We start from the raw sequence: 25,523 nt of genomic DNA, 5'->3' as shown, positions 1-25,523 counted from the left end.
GCGGCTTTTTCTTTTTACTTGTCCCTATTCTTTTACGACCGTCTGTCCCGTAAGCGCATCGACATACAACGTCGTATCTATCTTCACATCGCCCCCGCAAAAACAGTGCGAGCGGGTCTGGCGGAAGGACAGGTCATAGCCAAGCTTCCAGCTCATCGCGCCTGTTTGCCGATCCTTTTGGTGAATGTAGGTCAGCTCAAGCGGCATGGCTTGCAGCAATCGCTCCATCGCTCCCTGTTCATTGATCGCCTTGGCGCGAGCGGGGAAAACCATGTTGTCCGGGCGCTGTACGATCACTTCCTCGACCTTGCCCGTCCACGCATTTGCGGTAATCGTGTACATCCCTTCTTCTTTCATCTGCCCGATCCGGTAGACAGGAACGCCGCCGATAAGCGGGTCGGCCACCAGCGTCGTATATTTGTCGGTGCCGACATCCGCAAGCCTCAACTGGTTGCTTCCGGAAGGCACGAGTCTTCGCAACAACGCTTCCGCCCCTTTGCGATCCCGGCTCTTGTCTGTTTTGGCGGTGGACCACTGCTCATCTGCCTGCTTGTAGACAAAACGAATCAGCCGCCCTGTCTTGGCATCGGTTTCGAGCATAATATGGTGCTTTTGGGCCTGGCTGATCCCTACCGGAAAACTTCCGATGTGGTATTTCTTGTCCGCATCGGCGACACTCTCCGGGAAGTAACCCCAAATAAAGAAACGGCGCTCCTGGCCGTCATCGTACTTCTCGTCCAATACGGCAAGCGGCAAATTGGCTGATTCGAGTTTGAACAGGATGCGCAGCAAATTGCGGGCCTCGTTCTCGGTCTGCGCGCTCCACTTTTCCCCTGTCCCGGTCACGTTCAAAATTTGTGCCTGCTGGACTGGTGCTGCCAGCCTTTTTCCGCTGAACGCGTCCAAGGCACTGCCGGTATGCTCCTGCGAAATGACTCCATCCTTGACAATATAGGCGAGACGCGCTGCCGTCTGATTGTTTTGCTCCTGCTCCGGCAGCAAGTACACCAGCTCCAGCGGGCGTTGTCCCTTCCACTTGCCCACTGCTTGCGCTGCGGAAATGACGCGCTGCGGCGAAGGGAGTACCGCCAGATTCACGGTTTCATACAATCGCCCGTCAAACATCCGCAACCCGACAAGCCGCCCCGCGGCGTCGAAGCTGACAAAGCTGTCATACGCATCGTCGAAGCTGACAAAGCTGTCATACGCATCGTCGAACACCACATTGTTCACTTTGCGAACCATTCTGACCGTCAGCTTGCCTTCTTCCTTCTTCACTTCTCTCGCCTGATACGTATTTCCAGCAAGCAAGCCTGTCAGGAAAGTCTGCGCTCGCGTTTTCGCTTGCTGGTCAGTCGGAAATGCTGGCTTTGCCATTTTGGCGGGAACGAGGTCCAACTGGAGCAAATTCCCTGTGGCTCGGTCAAAAATCGCGCTGTCCTCCCCCTGAGCTGTTCCGGTGGCCGCCCGCACAAAAGACACTTTTACGCCGCTGACACCTGGTCCATCCACATCGCCACCGTAAACGACCTTGCGCGAAGACAGTTCCGGCAACAGCCGAACCAATTTTTGCACCCCTTTGGCAACAGGTGCAGGGACTGCGCTCTCGGCATTCGCTGCGAGTACAGAACTGGCCGATTTTTCTGCGCTTGCTCCGGCAAATGGCGCAACCATTATGCTTGTCGCCGTTAACGCCCCAGTCAAAACGCACAAGACCGTTTTTTTCAGATCGGACAAATGACTCACTCCCTTCATTTCCTCGTAAAGGTAGACGCGCCAGCCAGGCGTAAGTTTTACGAACAGACGAGCTTTTCAGAAAAATGTTTTTATCGAACCTGTCTATCCAAAAAAAAGAAGGCACGCAACCGTTGGCGCATACCTTCTCCCCTTCTCTCGTTCGATACATCAAGCTCCGACATTCAGTTTTTCCAGCTTCTGCTTGATAAGCTCGACGACGCTGGATCGTTTCAAATCGACAAATACGCGAGTCGTTGCGTCCGGCACCACGATGATTCCCAACTGATGGTGATTGCCCGCGTAGACAGCGCACTGCACAAACTTCATCTCGCCTTCGCGCGTGAGCACTTCCATTTTGCAAAAAGCCGGATTGGCCTGCAACGCCGGGTACAAGTCTTCCTTGTCCCGCACCGGAATGCCGTTGACCTTCACGATGATTTCTCCTGTCACAATCCCGATCTCCTCTGCCCGCGTGCCCGGGATGACTCCCATGACCTTGATGCCGCGTGAAGACTGGATGTAGTAAGGAGAACGCTTCCTTTCTTTCCACTGGCTCCAGAAAAACAACGCTTCATGCCCGAACAACGCAAACAGGGCAGCGAGCAAAACGAGCGGGGCAAACAAGACGGACAGGGCGCAAAGCGCCAAAAGCCCGACTGCGTACCAGGTAAGGTTTTTGGAAATTTGCTTGACCTTTTCCAATGGTGTCATCGTCTGGGTCATATCCGAAAAACCCGTAACCGTCGGCAGCAGCATCAGTCCGAAGGAAGCAAGCTCGCCTGAAAAAAACGGCCAACCCGGATAAAGCGCGCCACTGATCGTCCCCGGCTCCACCTGGACGAACAGGGCAAGCGGAGTCAGCCAAAAAGAATGCAACAAGTAAGCCCCGACGATTCGTCCGCGCTGTCCTTCGACAAACAGCGGAGAAGCGTCCCTGCCCCCGTTCCAGCGGACGAGCATCGCTTCGATCAAGTGCATGATGGCTACCAGGGCAAGGAGCGGAATCGGCTTCGCCTGCAGCAGCATTGTCCACACACTGCCCAGACCAGGAACGTCCTGCAAACCCGGAAACAGTTGGGCAATTACATGGAAAACCGTCAGCAGACCCGCCGCATAAGCAAAGCAGAGAAAACGCAAGCGAACCAGCGCCAAAAGAAGGGCCAATGCCCATAAAATCCACAAATCCTGCGCCTGCACGACGACTCCCAGTCCTGCGGCGAGAAGAGAGATGCACAATCCCCCTGCCACGCCCATCCCTGCTGCGCGGATTGTCGAAAGGAGCGGAGACTGCATGCGTGCGGCAAAGAGCTGCCTTTCCAGCTTCATCTGTCTGCGATAGTGCAAGTAAATGAAGCCGAGAAAGAGGTAAAAAACGGGATTGAGAAAAAATGCGGCAAAGCCATATGCAATGGAAAGCATATCTGCCTGAATCGCCAATTGCCTCACCTCAAATGGAAAAAAAGAAAACCACGACATGTGATTTGCCGTGGTTATCATTTCTACGGAAAAGCGGAATTTCCCTGCTTCCCTGTTCTTGATTATTTTTCCTATTTGCCGGTAACGACATCCAGCGCCTTCTGCAATTGCAGATCGTTCTCCGGCTTGCGCATCGTTTCACGCAAGCTTTCTTCGAGCTGACTGCGGGTCGCCGCGTCCACTTTTCCGGTTACAGGCAGCTTTTTCGCCGTCTGGAACTGCTTGATCGCCTGTTCGGTCTTTTCGTCAAAGTAGCCGTCATCGCGGCCTGGCGACAATTTCAGTCCGGTCAGGATCAGTTGCAGGTTCTTCACGTCAGCGCCTGCCATGTCGCGGGCCAGCTCCTTGTCGGCTGGCAACTGCGTCGCATTGAAATAATCAGGCTGCGCGACCTTGAAGTCCGGCTCGATTCCTTTTTTGTGAATCCATTCGCCGCTTGGGGTGACCCATTTGGCGATGGTCAGCTTGAGCTGGCTCTTGTCCGTCATTTCCATCGTGCTTTGGACAGTGCCTTTTCCGAAGCTCTTTTCGCCGACCAGCTTGTAGTTGCCGCTGTCGCGCATCGCCCCGGCCAAAATTTCCGAGGCACTGGCACTTCCGCCGTTAATCAGGACCGCAATCGGATACGGTTTGGCAGCATCCGTTGTCGAGCGGTACTCTTCTTTTTGCTGCCCGCCAGCACCGTACTCAATGGCGACGATGACGCCTTTTTTCGGCACGAGCACTTCTCCGATTTCTTTGACAGCCAGCAAATAGCCGCCCGGATTGCCGCGCACGTCGATGACGAGGCCGCCGATTCCCGTTTTCTCCAGGGAAGCAAGCTGCTCCTTGAAGTGCTTGGCTGTTTCCGTCGAGAACTGGGTAATGCCGATCACGCCGACCTTTACGCCGTTTTTCTCGATAATTTGGCTATTCACCGTTTCGATTGGAATATCGTCACGAATGCACACGATGTTGAGCGGCTCTGCCACTCCTGCGCGCACGACCTTCAGAACGGCTTTCGTTCCTTTTGGCCCGCGAATTTTGGTCACGGCCTGATGCAGATCCAAGCCTTCCAGCGATTCTCCGTTGACGCTCAAAATCTGGTCGTTCGGTCTAAGACCCGCACGCTCGGCCGGAGAACCTTTGAACGGCGAGACGACGGTGACCCGTCCGTTTTGCATCGTGACCTCTGTACCGATTCCCTGGAAAGTCGAATGCAGCGTCGAGGTAAACTCTTCGGCTGATTTCGGGTCCATGTAATCGCTGTACGGATCTTCCAAAGCTCCGACCATCCCGCCGATTGCGCCTTCTACCAACTGTTCATTCGTAACCGTTTGAATGTAGTCTTTTTTAATCGCTGTAAACGCTTCATACAGCTTCTTGAACTCCTGGGGATATTCCGAGCCTCCCGAAAACACCGCGCCTGTGGACGCAGTCAGCGCCCCATTCTGAGTTGCGTTCGCGCTGGCTGATGTCTTCATCATCGCTATGGTCAAAAAGCTGCTGGCCACCATCGAGATGAGCACAAGCGCTAATACGGTACGTCCTTTCCATCTCACTACTCACGTCACCATCCTTTGTGCTACCGGCAAAAAGATATGCTGCTAGTGTATGCATTTGCCGTTAGCAATATTTGTCTGGCTGCCCGTTGCTTGACTATTTCAGGTACGGCATAGGGTTGACGGCAACGTCGTTTTTGTAGACGGTAAAATGAAGGTGATTTCCGGTAGAGCGGCCAGTAGAGCCTACTTCGGCGATTTTTTGGCCTCTCGATACGGATTGTCCCACAGAAACCTTGATGCCACCCTCGCGAATGTGTCCGTAGAGCGTGGTGATCTCCGCACTGTGTTTAATCATTACCGTATTCCCGAAGCCGTTGGAATACCCTGCGAAAATGACGACCCCGTCAGCCGCAGCCAAGATCGGCGTTCCTTTGTGTGCTGCCATGTCTACACCATTATGCCCAGCAGAACGGCCTGTAAACGGGTCTGACCGCATCCCGAAGCCTGAACTGAAGCGAAACTGTCCGTCCGCGATCGGCAAACCGAGCTTGCCGCCCTTGTACCCTGTGCTGGACGCGCTCATCGCGCGCACACGCTCCGCATATTTGGCGGCTTCCTGACGTGTGATTTCGATCAGTTGCTGTCCGTACTGCTCCAGGTCTTCTTCCAGTGCGGCCTCTTTTTTCTTCAGTTCGGCCTTGACCACGAGACTTTGCTTGTACTGCTTGTCCAGCTCAGCCTTGAGCGCTTCCGCCTCGTCGAGCATTCCCGCGTAAACGGTCAGTTGATGCTCGATTTCTTTCTTCTTCGTCTCGATCGTTTCTTTGTCGCGAATATTGTCTTCTAGGATACGCGTATCCTGCTCAAGGATCAACTGCAAACCCTCCATGCGGGTCAGAAAATCGCCAAAGTCGGACGATCCGAGCAGCACGTCCAGGTACGAGACATTTCCCCGTTCATACATGGATTTTACCCGGGTTTTCAGCAGCGTTTCCCGCTTCGCTACCCGATCCTTCGCCTCGTCCAGTTGATCTTGCGCCTCGGCAGCTTTTTCCTTTGTTTCATTCATTTGCTTTTCGAGCTTGTCCAGCTTGTTTTGCGCCTCGTTGCGGCGCAGGTCGATCGTCATCAGTTGCGTCTGCAAATCTTGCTGTTCCTTTTGCACGACACTGATCTGCTGCTCGGTTTGCTTCAATTGTTGCTGCTGTTGTTTCTTCTTTTGCTGTATTTCCTTCAACTCGCGATTGATCTTGTCCAAAGATGCTTTGCTGGCTGCCCAGCTCACGTTAGTCGGGATCGCAGAACCAGCCAAGAGGCCGGTGATTAAGAGTGTGTATAGGATCCTCTTTCTCATGATACTCCTCCCACGTTTTCCAATGTTAAACTCGCAAGAAGCGGCGCACAGACACCAAGCTTCCCCAGATTCCGATAAACGCGCCAATCGCCAGCAAAGCGAGGGCTACCTGATATACCAATGGGTACAATGGCAACAGTTTGAACAGTTGGGAAGCTTCGAAGCTGGTATTGATAGCATCCAGCAGGTAGTAGTAGCCAACTGTCAGCATGATGATCGGGATCAGCGCCCCGGACACTCCCATCAGCAGTCCTTCTACAAAAAACGGCCAGCGGATAAACCAGTTTGTCGCGCCAACCAGCTTCATGATCTCGATCTCTCGGCGTCTCGCGACAATCGTCAGCTTGATCGTGTTGGCAATCAAAAACATGGCGGTAAAGCCCAGGCCGACGATGAAGCCGATCCCGACGTTTCGCACAGTGTCAGTGGCAGCGAACAGCTTTTCAACCGTCCCCTCCCCGTAGTTCAAGCTTCTGACCGATTTCATTTGCTTGATTTGATTGGCGACTGCCGGCGTATCTTGCGGCAGCTTCGTCTTGACCACAAAAGAATCGGGAAGCGGATTTCCCTTTTCCAAGCCGTCAAAAAGGTACGCCTTGTCGCCCATGCTTTCCTTGAACTGCTTCAAGCCTTCGTCCTTGGAAATGAACTCGACGGACTCCACCGTCGGCATGTTGCGCACGCTCTGTTCGAATTTTTGCAAGTCTTCCTTGGGGGTAAGGTCCGCCATGAAGACTCTGATTTCCACTTGTTTTTCGACTGATTTGGCAAAGTAGTTGACGTTCATTGCCAAGATGAGGAACACGCCCAAAATGAAAAGGGTGATCGTAACGGCACTGACCGACGCGAACGACATCCAGCCGTTCCGGCCGAGGTTTTTGACCCCTTCACGGACATGGCGTCCCAGCGTTCTAATCTTCATAACCGTAATCCCCTCTCTGCTCATCACGGGCGATCTGTCCTGCCTCGATGGCAATGACCCGCTTTCTCATCGTGTTGACAATCTCCCGGTTGTGCGTCGCCATGACGACCGTCGTGCCGCGCTGGTTGATTTCCTCAAACAGCTTCATGATCTCCCAGGACGTCTCCGGGTCGAGGTTACCCGTCGGCTCGTCCGCGATAATAATGCCCGGGTTGTTCACCAGCGCCCGCGCGAGTGCCACCCGTTGCTGCTCGCCACCAGACAGCTCGCTTGGCAGCATTTTCGCCTTGTGCTTCAATTTGACCAATCCCAGCACGTCCATGACGCGCGGCTTGATCTGCTTCGGGTTGCTCTCGATTACCTCCATCGCAAATGCGACATTTTCGAATACAGTGAGTGTCGGCAACAGTTTGAAATCCTGGAAGACAACCCCGATGCTGCGGCGAACGAGCGGAATTTGCCGTTCCTTGATCCGGCTGACGTTGAATCCGCCGAGAAAAATTTGGCCCTTGGTCGGTTTCTCTTCGCGGTACATGAGCTTAATGAACGTGGATTTTCCCGCGCCGCTCGGCCCAACCACATACACAAATTCGCCTTTTTCAATCCGAATGTTGATACCCTTCAAAGCATTCGTGCCATTCGGGTACGTTTTCCAAACATCAAACATCTCGATCAAGCAAATCACATCCTACATTGTCAGATCCTTCTATATTCTCTTGATCCTGATTTTTTGTTTTTCCGCCGAAATGCTGCTTTTTCAGGCAAAATCGACAAAACCCCTCTTCCCTCGGGCAACCGTTGCCATACCTTGTTGAAAAACAGCGAGGTTACCCATCTTATTTATTATACCACCCTGTTTCGCGGATGGTATCCACTAAATCTCTCATTTCTTGTCGAAACCGCCTCGTTTCTCTTCCATCCGACATGAAATGTCCAAAAAATTACAGCAGCACATCGCTCGCTGGCACGGGTCAGGGCAGTCCGCTACAATGAATGTATGCATGAGTATGAGAGGAGCTGGCAAGATGGAAAACTTCGTGTACTACAACCCGACACAACTTATTTTCGGCCGGGGACAGTTGGCCCAACTGGAGGAAAAAGCCAAGCAGCTCGGCAACACGGTATTGCTTGTGTACGGCGGCGGCAGCATCAAGCGCTCCGGTCTTTACGACAAGGTCACAGCGCTTCTGCAAGCTGCGGGCTGCCGCGTATTGGAGTTGCCTGGCGTCGAGCCGAACCCTCGTCTTAGCACGGTGAAAAAAGGGATTGATCTGTGCCGGACAGAAGGGGTCGACTGGATTCTCGCCGTTGGCGGCGGAAGCGTGATTGACGCGGCCAAGGCAGTAGCTGTCGGCGTCCCCTACGAAGGGGATGTGTGGGATTTTTACTCGCGCAAAGCAGTGGCCGAAAAAGCCTTGCCGCTCGGCACCGTTCTGACGCTGGCCGCAACAGGCTCGGAAATGAACAGAGGCAGCGTCGTTACGAACTGGGAAACAAAAGAAAAGCACGGGGCTGGCACCACCTTCCCGACCTTCTCCATCCTCGATCCGGAAAATACGTTCAGCGTCCCGCGCGATCAGACGATCTACGGAATCAGCGATATTTTGTCGCACGTTTTCGAACAGTATTTCACGCATACAACCGAGATTCCGCTCCAGACGCGCTTCGCCGAGTCGATCATGAAAACCGTCATTGAAAACGCCGAGCGCGTCCTGGAAAACCCGCACGACTACGATGCCCGCGCCAACATCCTGTACTGCGGAACGATGGCGCTCAACGGCACGCTGCCTGTCGGCGTGACAACTGACTGGGCTACCCACTCCATCGAGCACGCCGTCAGCGCCGTGTACGACATTCCGCACGGCGGCGGCCTGGCGATCATCTTCCCGAAATGGATGCGCTACGTCTATCGCGAAAACGTCGCCCGCTTCGTCCGCTTCGCCGTGGAGGTGTGGAATGTCGATCCCGCCGGCAAAACAGACGAGGAAGTGGCGTTAGAAGGAATTGCGGCAACAGAAGCGTTCTTTGCCCGCATCGGAGCGCCGACCCGTTTGGCGGACTACGAAATTACAGACGAGCATTTGGAGCTGATGGCGGAAAAAGCGACGCCGTTTGGTCCGATTGGTCAGTTCAAAACATTGACCAAAGAAGATGTCCGCGAAATTTTGCGCATGGCTTTGTAAACGTTGTAAAAGCAGAAAGGTATTGTGGCTTTAGCTCACAACTTACTGAAGGTGGCAGGTATCCGCCTCGCCACTTTCCAGCAAAAACAAAAAAGTTGGACGGGAAACATTGCGTTTTCCCGCCCAACTTTTTTATTTTGGGACTTATTAGACAGCCCCTTTTTTAATTTTCCCCATTTTTCTAAGGGCGGTTTTTTTAGGGGAGTGTTGTATAGTGAATATTGTCCTTATTTGTAAAAAAAAGGGGTGTGGTGATCATAGGAGCTATAAGGTGTGAGAAGGACGTTCCATCCCCTCGCCAGGTCAAAGGAACGTCCGTAGGAGGAACAGTTTCAGCTCCTATAAGTAAATGTATCACGCTATCTTTAGAGCAGAAAGGGGGAGATTTCCAGGAAGCAGACGATTTACTCAAAACTGTAGAACACTTACGCGAGCAGCTAGTTCGACTTTTTTTGGAAAAGGATGATTTTTTGCACGATGAGGTTGTGTCGCTAAGTCAGCAGTTGGATACATACCTCTTGCAAATTCAGATCAAAATGATGCAAAAATTATAGCTTTCTCAATGCAAGAAAAGATATCCAAAAAAAGGAATTTGGAGGAGTTACCTTGAATAATTTAGTGAGTAGAAAAATAATCTTTCCAGCTTTTGCAGCAGCGGCAATATTATCTTATGCTATTCCAACCTTTGCATACTCTAGCGTGACCGCAGAAGCGAGCATAACTTTCACAAACCGTACACATTATTATGTTGCCATAGGCAAAGGAAGGGTTGCAGCTTCAGGAAGCAAAAAAGCTTACCAGAGAATTGAAAATTTCACCATTTTCCAAAACGATGCATCTTGGGTAGATGATGGGAGTGACACTGATGATACCAGCCCTGTTACTGTAACAATTTCAAGCGGTGAACAAGGCGATCCAGCTACTTGGACTTGCTCAGTGATTGGTGAACTTTGGGAAGGTAGCATGATCGATTCTGATGAAAATACGGTAAAAAGAAAGCATAATGGAATATAATTATTTGCACTTGAAAGGGGTATTGGTAATGAAGCTTGTTAAAGGCGTATTATCGACTTCAGCGGTAGCTCTTGCACTAACTTTAGGATATGGTTATGCGATTACAGATGCAGCCAATGATTCGAAGGAATTTGTTCCTCAAACAAAAGAAGAAGAGGCATGGGCGAATTATGTTGATGAAGCAGTAAAAAACAAAATGTTTGAGGCTTATGATGATGCATTTAAATCTTTCGAGATTAATCCCGATGACTATAGCTACTACAGTATGCATGATGAATCTAGTAGATATAAGGAAATTGATCCGAAACTAGCGGTTAGATTGCGAGTAGCTGCTCTAAAAGCAGTCAAGCCAGATATTAAATCTGGAGACTTCATGCCTGGAATTTTTGTAAAAAAAGATGGATCTAAGGCGTTTGTAACCTTTAAGGAACTTGATACTGGGGAGAATCACATTTATTGGTTTGCTACTGGTACAAATGTAGAAAAAGCTAGTGCCCGTATAAGTGCTGCTGATGAAGCACAATCAAACCCTTGGGTTTTAGAGAAAAAAGAAGAAAAAGATGGTACAAAACTAGAAAAACTTGAATTGCAAAATCTCCAAGAGTTTATCAACAATAGTCGTTAACCAATGCTTCACATGATGTTTAGCGGACATTTAGAAAGGAGATCGTTTACATGGCGATTAGCAAAGATGTTGTATTGCCACAACGGATGCGACTATCAAATTGAAGATAATTCAGAAGAATAGGAAGGTGATCCTTTAACAAGATAAAAGCCGGTGATTCCTTAGCGTAGGAAAAACCGGCTTTTTCGTATCAAAAAGTTCCTTAGCGTATATTTTCGTTAAAATGTTGGCAGAAAGGTCGTACACATCGCGAGCAAAGCCTGCGAGTAATAGCCATTTGTAAGTGTACATGTAGTTATACAAAATTACGGAAAATGATTTACAGTATTATGAACAAGATGTAAAATATAGAAAAAATATTTTTTGGCGTGTAAGGAAAGGGGGAGTTTCATGGAGTTACAAAAGACAATGCAGCGGTCGTTGCGGTCTGAGATTCAAAAAAGATTGAAAGAGAACGGATATACACTTAGCAAACTCAGTGAATTGAGCGGTATTGGCACGGGACATTTGAGTGAGATGCTAAATAGCAGTCCGTCGCGTGCCATTACGGTGAACCAGTTGGATGCTATGGCCACGGCTTTTGGACATGCTCCTGGATGGCTGTATGAATTGTATCCGGAAGAGTGTTTATCCGAGGGTAAAATTTCACGTCCGCGATTAGTACCGTATTTGGTTCGGTGTGCAGAGATCGGGCGGAAGGATTGTATTAAAGCGGTTGTTTCTAACCTGCTAGAGAATCCCAAAAACATTTCGATTCTCTTTTCTGTGGCAGAACAGTTATTTCAGAGCGGCAAACAGAAGGAGTCAGTGTTTTTTTATGAGTTGGTCATTGATAACGAGAAAGATAGTTATTCCGACCAATTTGTGATGAGTCAATACCGATTATTTCGGGCGGTGCAAGGAACAAATACTGAAGAAAACTGGAAAGCTGTTATCCGTTTTGATTCGTATTGGAAACGGCTTCCCGAGAATGTCCAATTGGATGCGCTGTTACAGTTGGCAAACGTATGTTTTATGATGTACAGGTGGAAAGATGTCGAGAAATATGCTGATGAGTTACGGAATTTAGCCACGATAGTCTACGAAAACGAATTGCTTAGACGGACAAGCCCTAAAGCTAATGATTTACTCAAAACGGAACGTCATTTAGTTGTGTACTATGGGCAAGGATTTCTTCTCAAGGCGGCAGCATTGAAAAAACAACGGCTGTATGAAGAGGCTAAGCAGTATATACAAGGTTATGCTGATTTAGGATGGTTTGAAATTCTCGATGAAACGGGGCAACAAGAGGTAGAAAAGTTTCGAGTTTGGGCAAAAATTAATTCGTATACCCTTGATATGATGCTGGGCAATTACGAAATTTTACCTGAATGTATAACCTTCCTTGAGGATCATCCAGGAGAAATATTTCCTGCATTAGTAACGATCATGGAATGTGCAAACAAATACGGATTTTGTATTGATGAGGTATTAGAGCGTTTTTCAGAATATACTAGCTACACGGAAGATGACCTTAACGGACTAAGTGCTAGCCGACATTTCCGTTTTCGCTATCAGAAAGCTATTTATGAACTCCAAAGAGAGCGATTTAATATCGGGATTAACGAAACTTTACGTAGTCTTGCTTTAGCTGATAAAATGAATCATTACCAAGACTTTAAACAATGTGTTTCCCTGTTTGAGGAACATAGGCACCATGCATCAAATAGCCAGATAATTGCCTATAATAAAATTATAGAGGGAGGGACACAAACAAATGAAAGCAGCGTTACTCTCGTTAGCTCTAGTTTTGGGATTTTGTAGTTATGCAAATGAACAAGTGGCCATAAAACCGATTAAACCTCCAATCATTCAATACGAAAATGGAGTAGGCGGCTAGTGAAGGAAAAAAGAGGCTGTCCCAAAAGTCAGTGTAACCTGACTGCTGGACGCCTCTTTTTTATTGAATGGTAAAAAATCTTACAACAACAAGCAAATCGAAATGTTCCTGGATTTGGAACTGTATATCCCGGCCCATCATGTGGCGCGTGTGATTGAGGCCATTCCAGGCAAGCTGTTGCTTGCCCATTATGCCCATTATACAAGAGGAGGTCGCAGTTCCTATCATCCGAAAATGATGCTGAAAGTCATTCTTTATGAATATTTGAAAAAGCTGCCACGCTGTTGGAGGAGAAGTTAGAGAATTTCACCGAACAGATTGCGCAGGCTGGCAGGAACGAAGAAAGAAACGTGCTACGCCAAAAGCGCAGCGCGTTCAAGCAGTAGTTGAAACTAATCAGAGAAATCCGCGATCGATGCTCGGTGTAAAGGCGAGTTCGAAAGCGTGTTTGGTCATCTCAAGTGCAATCGGTCGTTCCGTCGATTCTCCTTGCGAGACCTGGAGAAGATGCACACCGAGTTTGCGATTGTGGCTTTAGCTCACAACTTACTGAAGGTGGCGGGTATCCGCCTCGCCACTTTCCAGCAAAAACAAAAAGAACAAAAAAGTTGGACGGGAAACATTGCGTTTTCCCGCCCAACTTTTTTATTTTGGGGACTTATTAGACAGCCCCTTTTCAGGATTGTCGTCTTTTCCGATCACCATACTTGCTTCTCAACTTGTGAACGATCAGGAGCAAAAGCAACAGGGCAATCGAGTAGGTAAAATCGTAAAACGGCCAGTACTGCGAGATGATGTGCACGTACACGACCATGTTCGGCGTGAAAATGTTCGCCATCACCAGCAACATCACCATGTACGGCAAGGTCAGTACAGACATTTCCCGAATCCGAAACACATGCCGCAGCCCCAGTTGAAAAAACACGCTGTAAATCATGATCTTGACGTTGACAGCGATGAACCAGACTACGGCCAAAATCGCTTCCAGCCGTTGGATGAACAGCCCGATCTTCATTTGCTTGGCGAGCACATACGAAGGGTACCCGTGTCTTGCTGTCATGTCTGCCCCTAGGACGAGAATGCACATTAAAATGACGAGTACGAGCACAAGCCCGCCTAAAAATGCGCCTTTCAAAAAATACCGCATTCGCCTCTGAATCGGGGATACGTACGGCAAGATCGCCAAAAAAATAACCAGCTCCGAAAACGGAAAAGCAATGGACGGAATCGCGCCTGCCAAAACAGGCTTCCAGCCATTTTCCAGCACCGGCTGCAGTCTGGCTACGTCTGCCTGGGGAATCAGACAAAGCATCAGCAGCACGAAAAAGCAAAAGAACCCGTAAAAGTAAATTTGCGCGGAATCAGCGACAGTTTGCAGCCCCAGGCGCACTCCGAACATGATGAGACTGACGAGCAGCAGTTGAATGGCTATGCTCGGCGTGTCATTCAACAAATACGTCCCGACAAAATCGCCCGTCTCCAGGACGTGTGCCGCAGCCGAAAAAAATGTGTACCAAACAAAGGAAAGTGTAATCACCGTGCCCAACACTCGCCCAAACATGTTATCTATAAAAGAAAAGAAGCTTTCATTCGGATAGCACTTGCCTACTGCGATCATCAAAAGAACATTGCCCAGTCCGATCAGCAGCCCGACCGTCACCGAAATCCAGGCGTCCTGTTTGGCGAGCTCCGCCGCAATGGCGGGCAGGACGAGCACGGAATCGCCAATCGTGACAAGGGTAACCAGCATCATAAATTGTCGGGGACTGATTTTGTAATTCTCTAGCATGGTGTTTTTTGCCCGCTTTCGACCCTATGACCTTTTCACAATTATTGCCCCAGACCAACCGAGCTAAACGCCAAGAAAGCCTCTCGTGCCACGCCAAAAAATTTTTGCACAAAAAAACGGACAGGCTGGTATGCCTATCCGTACTCATTTTCTGCCGTCTAATCGGTTACGCTGGCGATCCTACATCAATCAGCGACTCGATCATCACTTTCTGGCTGTTTTTATCGACCCAGACTTGTGTCTCTTTCCATTTTTCCTGATACCAGGCAATTTGGGCTTCGACCTGATTGCGCGCGGTTCCGCCCAGCACGTTGCGGGCGTTCACGACGGTTTCCACTGCCAGCGCGTCGTACACATCTGCCCCGATGACTCCCGAGAAGCTTTGGAACTCCTCCAGCGTCAAATCCAGCAAATATTTTTGCTGCTCAATGCAGTACAGAACAGTTCTGCCGACGACCTCGTGAGCCTGGCGGAACGGCATGTTTTTGCGCACCAGGTAGTCCGCCAAATCGGTCGCATTGGAAAAATCGTTGGTGACAGCCTGGCGCATGCGCTCCGTCCGCACCTGCATCGTCTTAATCATCGGCGTCAGCAAAGCGAGAGCGCCGTGGATCGTCGCCACCGTATCGAACATGCCTTCCTTGTCTTCCTGCATGTCCTTGTTGTACGCGAGCGGCAAGCCTTTGAGCACTGTCAAAAGACCGAACAGGTTGCCGTAGACACGGCCCGTTTTTCCGCGCACCAGCTCGGCGACGTCCGGATTTTTCTTTTGCGGCATGATGCTGGAGCCTGTGCAGAACGCATCGTCCAGTTCTACAAAAGAAAACTCCTGGCTGCTCCAGATGACCAGTTCCTCACACAGACGGGACAAATGCGTCATCAGCAAGGAAGCGTCCGCCAAAAACTCCACGATGAAATCGCGATCGCTCACCGCGTCCATGCTGTTTTGATAAATGCCGTCGAATTGCAGCATCTCCGCGACAAACGTCCGGTCGATCGGGAAGGTCGTGCCCGCCAGCGCACCAGCGCCAAGCGGCAGCACATTCACCCGTTTCCACGTTTCTGTCATCCGCTCGATATCGCGCTGCAGCATGGAGACATACGCCATCAGGTGGTAGCCGAACAAAACCGGCTGCGCACGCTGCAGATGCGTATAGCCAGGCATGACCGTATCGAGATGCTGACTGGCCTGCTCAAGCAGCGCTTCCTGCAAATACATGGCCAACTGGATGATCTCCATCAGCTTTTCTCTCAAGTACAGGTGCATATCGAGTGCGACCTGGTCGTTGCGGCTCCGTCCGGTGTGAAGCTTGCCCCCCACCGGACCGATCTCTTCAATCAGCATTTTTTCGATATTCATATGAACATCTTCGTGAGCAACCAAAAACTCCGCTTGCCCGCGCTCGATTTTGTCTTTGACTTTTTTCAAGCCCGCGATGATTTGACGTACTTCCTCCATCGGCAGGATGCCGCACTTGCCCAGCATGGCAACATGAGCCAGGCTGCCGACGATGTCCTGCCGCCACATCTTCTGGTCAAAAGAGATAGAAGCTGTATATTCTTCTACGAGCTGATTCGTCGGCTTCGTGAAGCGTCCTCCCCACAGTTTCATTGCGTGATCGCATCCTTTTCATCCAAAATCTTGATCGCGGTGTTTTTGTTCTCATGCAGTACGCCTTCGTTCACTTCTGCGTACACTTTTGTTGGCAAGCCCCACAGCTTGATGAAGCCGAGCGCTGCTTTATGGTCGAACTGGTCGCCAGCGTTGTAAGTCGCCAGCTCATGGCTGTAGAGCGAAGATGCGGACTTGCGGCCCACTACGATTGCATGGCCTTTGTGCAGCTTCACGCGCACGACGCCAGTCACGTGTTTTTGCGTCTCTTCGATGAACGCCTGAATCGCGTTGCGAATTGGCGAGTACCACAGACCTTCGTAGATCACCTGGGACATTTTTTGCTCGATGATCGGCTTGAACTGCGCTACCTCACGAGGCTGTGTCAAAAATTCCAGCTCGCGGTGCGCCAGAATCAGGGTTGTGGCAGCAGGCGTCTCGTACACTTCACGGGATTTGATCCCCACCAGGCGGTTTTCCACGTGGTCAATGCGGCCTACGCCGTGGTTTCCAGCGATTTTGTTCAGCTTCAAAATCAGCTCGGACAAAGGCAGCTCTTCGCCGTTCAGGGCAGTCGGCTTGCCTTGGACAAACGTGATTTCGATTTCTTCTGCTTCGTCCGGCGCATCTGCAATCGACTTCGTCAGATCGTACGCGCCTTCTGGCGGCGCTGCCCACGGATCTTCCAGAACGCCGCACTCGCAGCTTCTGCCCCACAGGTTTTGGTCAATGCTGTATGGGTTGTCCAGATCAATCGGGATCGGGATATTGTTCTTTTTCGCATACTCGATCTCTTCGTCGCGAGTCCAGCCCCATTCGCGAACAGGCGCTACGATTTTCAGGTTCGGATTGAGCGCTGTGAAGGACACGTCGAAGCGCACCTGGTCGTTTCCTTTTCCTGTGCAACCGTGCGCTACCGCTACCGCGCCTTCTTTTTCCGCGATCTCAACCAGCACGCGGGAAATCAGGTAACGCGACAAAGCCGATACGAGCGGGTATTTGCCTTCGTACATCGCGTTTGCTTTCAGGGCCGGCAGAACGAATTCTTCTGCAAAAGCTTCCTTGGCATCGACGACGATCGATTTGAGCGCGCCTACTTGCAACGCTTTTTTCTGGACGAAATCCAGGTCTTTCCCTTCGCCTACATCGAGCGCAACTGCGATTACGTCGAAATTGTAGGTGTCTTGCAACCATTTAATTGCTACCGATGTATCTAAACCGCCAGAATAGGCCAACACAATTTTATCTTTTGCCATCATTCTCTCTCCCCGTTTCGAAGTATCTCTCATGTGAGTAATTATACAAACGAGTTAATAAAAATACAACCACTTTTCTTGTTTATTCGCGATATTTTCGCAGACAAAATCAGGAAGCGCTTTCCTGAGGAAAGGACGGTATCCCTTCTGGCGCTTTTGCTTTTCCGAGTTGTCGTGTTGATTGCAAGGGGGCTGGTTTTGGCGTGTAGCAAGGCTTAGCTGATCTTGCAATACCGCTTCCGCGTCGTTGTTTGCCAGCCAAAATTCTGTTGATTCTCCGTCTGTATTGTCCTTTATGCAAGCCTTTTTCCCGGAAGGATCATAGTGGGTTTTCATTGATTGAACGCGCAATCCAGTACCTCGTCCCATGCATAGAAACGTTTTTATGCAAAAATTGAATGGCCGCTATCCAAATCTGGCCGTTGCTTTGCAAGCGTCCAAACAAAAAACAGTTACAAGAGGCAGCTAGCTGTTTGCCTCCTGTAACTGTTTTTTTGGATTTAATTCTTGTCCAATAATGCACTGCAGTTCCTCTCGCGGCAGTCTTTCCACTATCGCAACGAAATGGCTGGCCAGCTCCGGATCGAACTGCGTTCCTGCTCCTCTGCGTATTTCCTGAAGGGCTTCCTCGACCGGCAACCCTTTTCGATAAGGCCGATCTGCCACCATCGCATCGAACGAATCGGATATGGCCAAAATTCTCGCAATGAGCGGGATCTCATCCCCCATCAAACCATCAGGGTATCCTCTGCCGTCCATTCGTTCATGGTGTGATCGTATCGCAGGCAGAAGCTCATGAAACATACCTGCCTGCAAAATAATTTCGTATCCTATCACCGTATGCTGTTTAATCGTATCGTATTCCTCAGGTGTTAATTTTCCTTTTTTATTGAGAATCTCATCTGCGATGCCAATCTTGCCGATATCGTGCAGGATGCCTCCAACATACACTTCCTCCACTTTATCCGCAGGCAATCCGATTTCTTTGGCAATTTCTTTTCCCCAGTGAGCAACCCGTTGAGAATGTCCGCTGGTATAGTGATCGCGGGCGTCGATGGAGGCTGCCATGGCTGTAAGAAAATTGTGGTTAAAAGATTTGACCTCTTCAACCTTTTGTTGAAGCCTTTGAAGATTCTCGTAGTAATGATGAAAAACATGATTAATTGTAAAAAATGCAATCATCATCGGAATCAATGTCAGTGGTCCGTAAGTCTCTACCAGCCTGGAACCTACGCCTGCTAAAATCATAAGCAACAAATAAGTAGAGGTGAACCCCTTGGCCATCGCCTTCACTGTTTGGACCCAACTGTTTTGATAGAAGTAAGATATCCCCAATCCACATAACATAAGGTTTACAAACCAGTAAACTACTGCTAAAAATATATCCGATATGATGGGAGAGATTGTACCGAAACTGTTAATCCACTCATTCAAAGCAGCTACTACCCAAATCGTCATTAGTAGCTGCCCAATGTTAATAGCTGCTTTTAAAGGATGAAACCTCACCAGAAAAGCAATGATAACGGATTCAATTAACGCAGTCCATACCCCTACCCAAACACCGTATAACAAGATCCCCGAAAAAATGACAGCATTATTTACTGTCAAAATAGTGTTGGAAATTCGCACAGGTGTAAAACAGGAAAAGATAGTGAGGAGAGTATAGGTAAACAATACTCCCCAATGTTCTCTGGGCTCCCATTCCGATATTGAGCTGTAAAAAATACAGATTGCAGCTATAACAAAGCCAAACTGCACTACAATGCCCTTTATCAGGTTAGAGAGATTAATTTTTTTTCGCATATCTTTTACCTTCATGAAGCTGTAATAGCGAGATAGGTTTATTCATTAAGCGCTGAACAAGCAAAAAGGCTCCTAACATAATAAAGATATCTCCAATACTGATTACCCTTGGAATGATCACGGGCATATAAATTACATCTGTTAAAAATGGCAAATTGGAACTTTCCGTCAAGACACTGTGCTTAAAATTCGTCCCATTGATAACGGGCTCTAGATCATATGGTAACTTTTTTGCTTGCTCTAAATCTATAGGCATTTTTCCATTGTTTGTCCAAATAGCAATTGCATTAAGAAACCATCCGATCAAAAATATGCGCATGTCTTCGAACTCTCTGTTAAACATCAAGAATGCCAATATAAATACATACGCGATAGAAATGAAAATGCCTCCCATTGTTGGGAAAAATGCAGCGCAAACTTGGAGAACAATCGTAATGATGAGCAACGCAACTTTATTAAACTTAGGAAATTCCTTTATTCTCCCCCCTCGTATTAAAGCAACAATAAAAGATAAACAAATTACATCCAAAAGCATCTCGCTTGCCTCCAAAGGTTTAAGAAAAAACACCACTCAAGCAAGCGGTGTTTCCTCGAAAATTTATTATCCGATATGGAAGTTTGCAGAAGTAGCAGCCACGATCGCTACCACCATCAAAATCGCCGCGAACCATTTTTTCATCTCTATTCCCCTCCTTACGTGCATAGTGGAGAAAGCTGGCTTCGCTACTGGTTTTCAAGTCAGAGGCCAAGCGACCAAGTACAGCCTCTGCTCCGTCTTTCCTTCCGCACTGGTTGCGAGAAGGGTGGATTCGCTACTGGCTCCATACAGACCAAGCGACCAGATACAGTCTGTACTTCTTTGCGACTTTCCTAGCTATATTTTACACATAAGTGACAAAATTCGGCAATCACAGTTTCATAGTCTATTGGATTTAATTCCGGTTAGTTCTATTTGACTAGAACCTTGTTCATACCAGCGCTGCCAGAATCGCCTTCTGGGCATGCAAGCGATTTTCAGCCTGATCGAAAATGACGGAGCTTGGTCCGTCGATGACGCCTGCGGTCACTTCCTCGCCGCGATGCGCCGGCAGGCAGTGCAGGAAAAGGTAGTTGCGGTCTGCCTGTGCCACCAGTTGCTCGTTTACCTGGTAATTCGCGAATGCTTTCAGGCGCACTTCGTTTTCCTCCTCGAAGCCCATGCTGGTCCAAACATCTGTGTAAACAGCGTCGGCCCCCGCGACTGCTTCTTTTGGATCATGCGTCACCATCATTTTTCCGCCGCTCTTTTTCGCGTACTCGACAGCTTTTGCCACGATGGCAGCATCCATCTCATAGCCGACAGGCGTCGCCACACGCACTTCCAGGCCGAGCAAAACGGCAGCGAGAACGAGCGAGTTGGCTACGTTGTTCCCGTCGCCCACGTAGGCGAGCTTGACGCCTTTGAGCTTGCCTTTGTGCTCCCAGATGGTCAGCATGTCAGCCAAAGCCTGACATGGATGGTACAGGTCGGTCAGGCCGTTGATGATCGGGATGGAGGCGTGCTCGGCCAGCTCTTCCACATAAGAGTGGGAGAACGTGCGGATCATGATCGCGTCCACGTAGCGGGACAGCACCTTTGCCGTGTCGCTGATCGGCTCTCCGCGGCCCAGTTGCAGCTCTTTTCCGCTCATGAACATGCCAAGCCCGCCGAGCTGGTGCATCCCTACTTCGAAGGAGACGCGCGTGCGCGTCGACGCCTTGTCAAAAATCATTCCCAGCGTCTTGCCCTGCAAAGGCTGGAACGGCTGTCCCAGCTTTTGCAATTGCTTGATGTGAGCGGCGAGATGGAGCAACTCCATCAGTTCGTCGCCGTTAAATTCGTCGACACGCAGAAAATCTTTTCCTTTATGCTTTTGCAGGGGCAAGTTTTGAAAGTGTTCCAATATCTTCACTGGCTGCATGAGAGCCACCTCTTTTCATCATAATGGACTTCACATATAACGAGAATGTATCCGTTGCACAGAACAGCGGGATTCCTTGCTGCACCATCCGGCTGCGCAAGGCAAACCCTCTTCTGCCCTGTTGATTTCCTTTTGTTGCGGTGACCAGCGCAAAGGCTGCCTGCTCTTTTTGCAGCAATTGGTTCCAGGCTGCTTCATCTTCCACGACATGCTTGACCGCAACGCCGGATGCTGCCAACCAACTGGCCGTGCCCGCCGTCGCTGCGAGAGTAGCACCATCTGCCTGAAGCTGCCCGATCAGTTGGCCGATCTCTTCCTTCTTGTCCGCATCCGCCAGGGAGATCATGACAAGCTGACCGTTTTTCCAGTCGCCGTACAGGTTGTCTTTGAAGGCAAACGCTTTTCCGGCCGCTTCCTCAAACGTCCGTCCAAGTCCGAGCACTTCTCCGGTCGACTTCATTTCCGGTCCGAGTACCGGGTCGACGCCGTTCAGCTTGATGGTCGAGAAGACAGGAGCTTTGACGACTGCAAAAGGAATCTCAGGCAGCAGCCCGGTTCCGTACCCCATGTCCGCCAGCTTTTCCCCCAACTGGGCGCGCACAGCCAACTGGACCATCGGGATGCCCGTCACTTTGCTCGTGATCGGCACTGTCCGCGATGCGCGCGGGTTAACCTCCAGCACATAGACGGTATCGGTGTCGATGACAAACTGAATGTTGATTAGGCCGACCGCTTCCATTTCCCGTGCGATCGCTTCTGTGTAGCTGGCAATTTTGTGCTTGATCTCATCCGACAGCGCCGGAGCCGGGAACAGCGCCACGCTGTCGCCAGAGTGAATGCCCGCTTTCTCCACGTGCTGGAAAATGCCCGGGATAATGACAGACTGCCCGTCGCAGACCGCATCGACCTCTGCTTCCCGGCCCGGGACGTATTTGTCCACGAGAAGCGGGAAAAACGCTTCGCTCTGCGGGTGGTGGAGCCAGTCGTTGATCGTCGCTGTCAGCTCCTCGATGTTGTGTACGACTACCATGCCTTGCCCGCCGATGACGTAGGAAGGCCGCATCAGAACCGGGAAGCCGATTTCCTCCGCTATCGCTGTCGCATCTTCCAGGGACGATACGCCTTTGCCCGGGATATGCGGGATGTTCAGCTTGCGCAGCATCGCGTAAAACAGCTCGCGGTCCTCTGCCCGCTCAATCGCGGTCAGCGTCGTGCCCATGACCTTCAGTCCGGCCTGCTCCAGCTTTGCCGCCAGATTGATCGCCGTCTGTCCGCCAAACTGGACCATGACGCCCTCTACCTGTTCGCGCTCGGCGACATGCAGCACGTCTTCTACATGCAGCGGTTCAAAATAAAGGTGGTCGGCTGTTTCGTAGTCCGTACTCACCGTTTCCGGGTTGTTGTTCACCACGATGGCCGCGATTCCGCTTGCTTGCAGCGCTTTGGCGGCATGCACGGAGCAGTAGTCAAACTCGATTCCTTGCCCGATGCGGATTGGCCCGGAGCCGAGCACGAGCACTTTTCGCCCGGCCAGCGTCTCTACTTCGTCTACTCCTTGCCAATCCGAGTAGTAGTATGGAGTCTGCGCATCAAATTCGGCTGCGCACGTATCGACAATTTTGTAAGTTGGCGTGATGCCTGCTTGCTCGCGCTGTTTTTTGATGGCAAGCGGAGTGGTTCCCACCAGCGAAGCAATCGTTTCATCCGCAAAGCCGCTGCGCTTTGCGGCAAGCAGCAGCTCTCTGGATAGCGTGCTGCTGTCGTGTGCGGACAGCTCCGCTTCCAGATCGACGATTTTGCGCAAGCTGCGCAGGAAAAACGGATCGACGCCTGTCAGGCTGTGCAGCTCTGCTTCTGTGAAGCCTTTGCGGATCGCTTCGGCAAAAACGAACAGGCGGATGTCGGTAGCGTCCTGCAACGACTGCGCAAGCTGCTCGCGCGTCCAGGAAGCAAGCTCCGGACGGGACAGGTGCGTGCAGCCCTGCTCCAGTGAGCGAACGGCTTTCAACAGTCCCGCTTCCAGATTGCGGGCAATCGACATGACTTCGCCTGTCGCCTTCATTTGCGTGCCCAGCCTGCGATCGGCATGCGGGAATTTGTCAAACGGGAAGCGTGGAATTTTCACCACGATATAGTCCAGAGCCGGCTCAAAGCTGGCGTAGGTGTAGCCTGTAATCGGGTTGATGACCTCGTCCAGCCCGTAGCCCAATGCCAGCTTGGCCGCAATCCGCGCGATCGGATAGCCGGTCGCCTTGGAAGCCAACGCGCTGGAGCGGCTCACCCGCGGATTGACTTCGATCAGCACGTAGCGATCTGAGTGCGGATCGAGCGCAAACTGAATGTTGCAGCCGCCGACGACACCGAGCGAGCGAATCACTTTTGTCGAGGCGCTGCGCAGCATTTGATACTGGCGGTCTGTCAGCGTCTGCGACGGCGCGACGACGATGCTGTCTCCCGTGTGAATGCCTACAGGATCGAGATTTTCCATATTGCAGACGATGATGCAGGTGTCGTTCGCATCCCGCATGACTTCGTATTCGATCTCTTTCCAGCCTTTTACGCTGCGCTCGATCAGGACTTGCCCGATGGGGCTGGCCGCAATTCCGCCTGCCGCGACCTTGCGCAAGGCTGCCTCGTCTTCGGCGATACCGCCGCCTGCGCCGCCCAGCGTGTAAGCAGGACGGACGATGACGGGATAGCCGATGGTGTTGGCGAACTGGATAGCCGCCTCGACTGATTCCACGGTATCGCTCTCGGGAACAGGCTCGCCGATTTGCTGCATCAACTGCTTGAACAGCTCACGGTCTTCCCCGTTTTGAATGGCAGCAAGCGGCGTGCCCAGCAGTTGAACGTTGTACGCTTCCAGCACGCCTGCCTCTGCCAGAGCAACCGCAAGATTCAGCCCCGTCTGCCCGCCAAGCGTGGGCAAAAGTCCGTCGGGACGCTCTTTGGCGATAATCGCCGTCACGGATTCGACCGTGAGCGGCTCCAGATAAACTTTGTCTGCAACCTGCTCATCTGTCATGATCGTCGCCGGGTTATTGTTCACCAGTACGACCTGCACGCCCGCTTCCTTCAGCGAAAGGCAAGCCTGCGCTCCGGCGTAGTCAAATTCTGCCGCCTGGCCGATGACGATCGGGCCGGAGCCGATCACCAGAACTTTATGAATGTGTGGCAATTTAGGCATATCTCTTCGCTCCTACTACACGCATCGATTGCAAGAATTGGTGGAATATATGGGAAGTATCGCTCGGTCCGGGATGTGCCTCCGGGTGGTACTGCACGCTGAAAACGGGCAGGCTCACATGGCGCAGCCCTTCGACAGAGCCGTCGTTTACATTGCGGTACGAGACGGCGAGCTGCCGTTTGTCCAAAGACTCTTCCTTGACGACGTACCCGTGGTTTTGCGAGGTCATGTACACCTTGCCTGTCACCAGGTCTTTCACCGGGTGATTGCTGCCGCGGTGACCGTACGCCAGCTTTTCTGTTTTGCCGCCGTACATCAGCGCCAGCACCTGATGTCCCAGACAGATACCCAAAGTCGGGTACTGCTCAACCGCTTTTCGCCATTCGCTGCAATACGCCAGCAGGTGCTCCGGGTCGCCAGGGCCGTTGGAAAACAGCAGGCCGTCCGGTGCGAGCGCGTTAATTTGCGCAAAAGAAGTGTCGAACGGCACGACGGTCACACGGCAGCCCAGCTCCAAAAGCGCATCCAGAATCGATTTTTTCATCCCGAGGTCGACCAGGACGACATGCTCCCCGGTTCCCGGGTAACGCTCGATCTGTTGGGTGGATACATTCGCTACCAGCGATTTTTTCGCGTGCTTGTAGCGCAGTGACGCAACCTCCGCCGCCTGCATAGGCTGATCGGAAATCACCCCGAAAACCGGACCATTTTGGCGAACTCGCTTCGTAATGGTTCGGGTGTCGATTCCGGCCAAAATCGGGAAGCCAAAGTCTTCCGCCGCCTGGGCCAATGTTTTCGTCGATTCGTAGTGACTCGGCTCTGTGCACAGCTCGCTGACGATCATCCCCGTCAGAGCCGGCTTTGCCGCCTCGTAGTCGTTTTCGTTGATTCCGTAGTTCCCGATCAACGGATAAGTAAAAGTCACGATCTGACCTGCAAAGGAAGGGTCTGTCATTACTTCCTGATAGCCGGTCATGCCTGTATGAAAAACCACTTCGCCGAAACCGTTAATAGGCGCTCCGTAAAGCTGCCCTGCAAATACCTCCCCGCTCTCCAGCGTGAGGTAGCCCGTTCCCAGCGATTGCTTATCTCTATCCATCTATGAAGCCACTCCTCTCCAATAGGCAAGAGCCAACGCCATTTGGCGCATCTGTTTAGGTGAATAAGTCATTCACGTTCATGCCGTTCATACCGAGAATTTATGCAACTCTTTGTATTAATATACATTCAACATTATAAAAATGCAACGAGTTTTTTGACTT

At 50.8% G+C, this 25,523-nt stretch carries 22 protein-coding genes; 7 read left to right on the top strand and 15 right to left on the bottom strand.

What is annotated here, in order from left to right:
- Positions 1–24: 24 nt before the first annotated feature.
- The 6 genes from BA6348_RS05655 to ftsE form a co-directional block, all read right to left on the bottom strand.
- The gene (locus BA6348_RS05655; RefSeq protein ID WP_122952590.1) at positions 25–1,755 is read right to left on the bottom strand and encodes a hypothetical protein; all 1,731 of its coding nucleotides are present in this window, start codon (positions 1,753–1,755) and stop codon (positions 25–27) included.
- Between the two features lie 150 nt (positions 1,756–1,905).
- Positions 1,906–3,174: a PDZ domain-containing protein gene (locus BA6348_RS05650; RefSeq protein ID WP_122952589.1), complete on the bottom strand. Its 1,269-nt coding sequence runs from the start codon at positions 3,172–3,174 to the stop codon at positions 1,906–1,908.
- 110 nt (positions 3,175–3,284) lie between these two features.
- On the bottom strand, positions 3,285–4,754 hold the full coding sequence (locus BA6348_RS05645) for a S41 family peptidase (protein WP_007777953.1): 1,470 nt from the start codon (positions 4,752–4,754) through the stop codon (positions 3,285–3,287).
- A 97-nt stretch (positions 4,755–4,851) separates the two neighbouring features.
- Positions 4,852–6,051 (bottom strand): murein hydrolase activator EnvC family protein, encoded by a 1,200-nt coding sequence (locus BA6348_RS05640; protein ID WP_025844305.1) that lies wholly within the window; start codon positions 6,049–6,051, stop codon positions 4,852–4,854.
- A 25-nt stretch (positions 6,052–6,076) separates the two neighbouring features.
- A complete protein-coding gene (ftsX, locus tag BA6348_RS05635) occupies positions 6,077–6,973 on the bottom strand; it encodes a permease-like cell division protein FtsX (protein ID WP_025844303.1) in 897 nt (298 codons plus the stop codon).
- A complete protein-coding gene (gene ftsE, locus BA6348_RS05630; RefSeq protein WP_122952588.1) occupies positions 6,963–7,649 on the bottom strand; it encodes a cell division ATP-binding protein FtsE in 687 nt (228 codons plus the stop codon). The genes ftsX and ftsE overlap by 11 nt, the downstream gene beginning before the upstream one ends.
- Positions 7,650–7,998: 349 nt before the next feature.
- Between ftsE and BA6348_RS05625 the strand changes: the two genes are divergently transcribed.
- From BA6348_RS05625 to BA6348_RS05595, 7 genes are all read left to right on the top strand, one after another.
- Positions 7,999–9,156, top strand: a complete 1,158-nt coding sequence (locus tag BA6348_RS05625) for an iron-containing alcohol dehydrogenase (protein ID WP_026557528.1) — start codon at positions 7,999–8,001, stop codon at positions 9,154–9,156.
- Between the two features lie 248 nt (positions 9,157–9,404).
- A complete protein-coding gene (locus tag BA6348_RS05620; RefSeq protein ID WP_122952596.1) occupies positions 9,405–9,710 on the top strand; it encodes an aspartyl-phosphate phosphatase Spo0E family protein in 306 nt (101 codons plus the stop codon).
- 52 nt (positions 9,711–9,762) lie between these two features.
- Positions 9,763–10,170, top strand: a complete 408-nt coding sequence (locus tag BA6348_RS05615) for a hypothetical protein (protein WP_129552172.1) — start codon at positions 9,763–9,765, stop codon at positions 10,168–10,170.
- Positions 10,171–10,198: 28 nt separating this feature from the next.
- Entirely contained in the window at positions 10,199–10,795 is a 597-nt protein-coding gene (locus tag BA6348_RS05610) for a hypothetical protein (RefSeq protein WP_122952587.1), read from the top strand.
- Between the two features lie 390 nt (positions 10,796–11,185).
- Positions 11,186–12,598: a helix-turn-helix domain-containing protein gene (locus BA6348_RS05605; RefSeq protein WP_122952586.1), complete on the top strand. Its 1,413-nt coding sequence runs from the start codon at positions 11,186–11,188 to the stop codon at positions 12,596–12,598.
- Between the two features lie 139 nt (positions 12,599–12,737).
- Complete coding sequence (locus BA6348_RS05600) at positions 12,738–12,974, top strand: transposase (protein WP_122952585.1); 237 nt, start codon at positions 12,738–12,740, stop codon at positions 12,972–12,974.
- 144 nt (positions 12,975–13,118) lie between these two features.
- Positions 13,119–13,439, top strand: coding sequence for a hypothetical protein (locus tag BA6348_RS05595; protein ID WP_165328975.1), 321 nt, complete (start codon positions 13,119–13,121; stop codon positions 13,437–13,439).
- Here the strand turns inward: BA6348_RS05595 and BA6348_RS05590 are convergent.
- The 9 genes from BA6348_RS05590 to BA6348_RS05550 all read right to left on the bottom strand — a co-directional run bounded on the left by BA6348_RS05590 (position 13,351) and on the right by BA6348_RS05550 (position 25,360).
- Positions 13,351–14,463 carry a GerAB/ArcD/ProY family transporter gene (locus tag BA6348_RS05590; protein WP_122952583.1) on the bottom strand — a complete coding sequence of 371 codons (1,113 nt, stop codon included), beginning with the start codon at positions 14,461–14,463 and terminating at the stop codon, positions 13,351–13,353. The genes BA6348_RS05595 and BA6348_RS05590 overlap by 89 nt on opposite strands.
- Before the next feature lie 166 nt (positions 14,464–14,629).
- The gene (gene argH, locus BA6348_RS05585) at positions 14,630–16,075 is read right to left on the bottom strand and encodes an argininosuccinate lyase (RefSeq protein WP_005829884.1); all 1,446 of its coding nucleotides are present in this window, start codon (positions 16,073–16,075) and stop codon (positions 14,630–14,632) included.
- The gene (locus BA6348_RS05580; RefSeq protein ID WP_005829883.1) at positions 16,072–17,331 is read right to left on the bottom strand and encodes an argininosuccinate synthase; all 1,260 of its coding nucleotides are present in this window, start codon (positions 17,329–17,331) and stop codon (positions 16,072–16,074) included. Before BA6348_RS05580 ends, argH begins: the two co-directional genes overlap by 4 nt.
- 54 nt (positions 17,332–17,385) lie before the next feature.
- Positions 17,386–17,682 (bottom strand): hypothetical protein, encoded by a 297-nt coding sequence (locus tag BA6348_RS05575; RefSeq protein ID WP_141333637.1) that lies wholly within the window; start codon positions 17,680–17,682, stop codon positions 17,386–17,388.
- Positions 17,683–17,796: 114 nt separating this feature from the next.
- Positions 17,797–19,134, bottom strand: coding sequence for an HD-GYP domain-containing protein (locus BA6348_RS05570; RefSeq protein WP_025844290.1), 1,338 nt, complete (start codon positions 19,132–19,134; stop codon positions 17,797–17,799).
- Entirely contained in the window at positions 19,118–19,669 is a 552-nt protein-coding gene (locus BA6348_RS05565) for a DUF5317 domain-containing protein (protein WP_025844288.1), read from the bottom strand. Before BA6348_RS05565 ends, BA6348_RS05570 begins: the two co-directional genes overlap by 17 nt.
- Positions 19,670–20,102: 433 nt before the next feature.
- Positions 20,103–21,074 (bottom strand): ornithine carbamoyltransferase, encoded by a 972-nt coding sequence (argF, locus tag BA6348_RS05560; RefSeq protein WP_005829874.1) that lies wholly within the window; start codon positions 21,072–21,074, stop codon positions 20,103–20,105.
- On the bottom strand, positions 21,019–24,261 hold the full coding sequence (gene carB, locus BA6348_RS05555) for a carbamoyl-phosphate synthase (glutamine-hydrolyzing) large subunit (protein ID WP_122952582.1): 3,243 nt from the start codon (positions 24,259–24,261) through the stop codon (positions 21,019–21,021). Before carB ends, argF begins: the two co-directional genes overlap by 56 nt.
- Positions 24,254–25,360 carry a carbamoyl phosphate synthase small subunit gene (locus BA6348_RS05550; protein ID WP_025844280.1) on the bottom strand — a complete coding sequence of 369 codons (1,107 nt, stop codon included), beginning with the start codon at positions 25,358–25,360 and terminating at the stop codon, positions 24,254–24,256. The genes carB and BA6348_RS05550 overlap by 8 nt, the downstream gene beginning before the upstream one ends.
- Positions 25,361–25,523: the final 163 nt, after the last annotated feature.

Origin of the sequence: Brevibacillus agri (assembly GCF_004117055.1) — a bacterium.
Classification (GTDB): Bacteria; Bacillota; Bacilli; order Brevibacillales; family Brevibacillaceae; genus Brevibacillus; species Brevibacillus agri.
The sequence above is the reverse complement of the archived record's forward strand: the minus strand, read 5'-3'. Positions and strand labels throughout refer to the sequence as shown.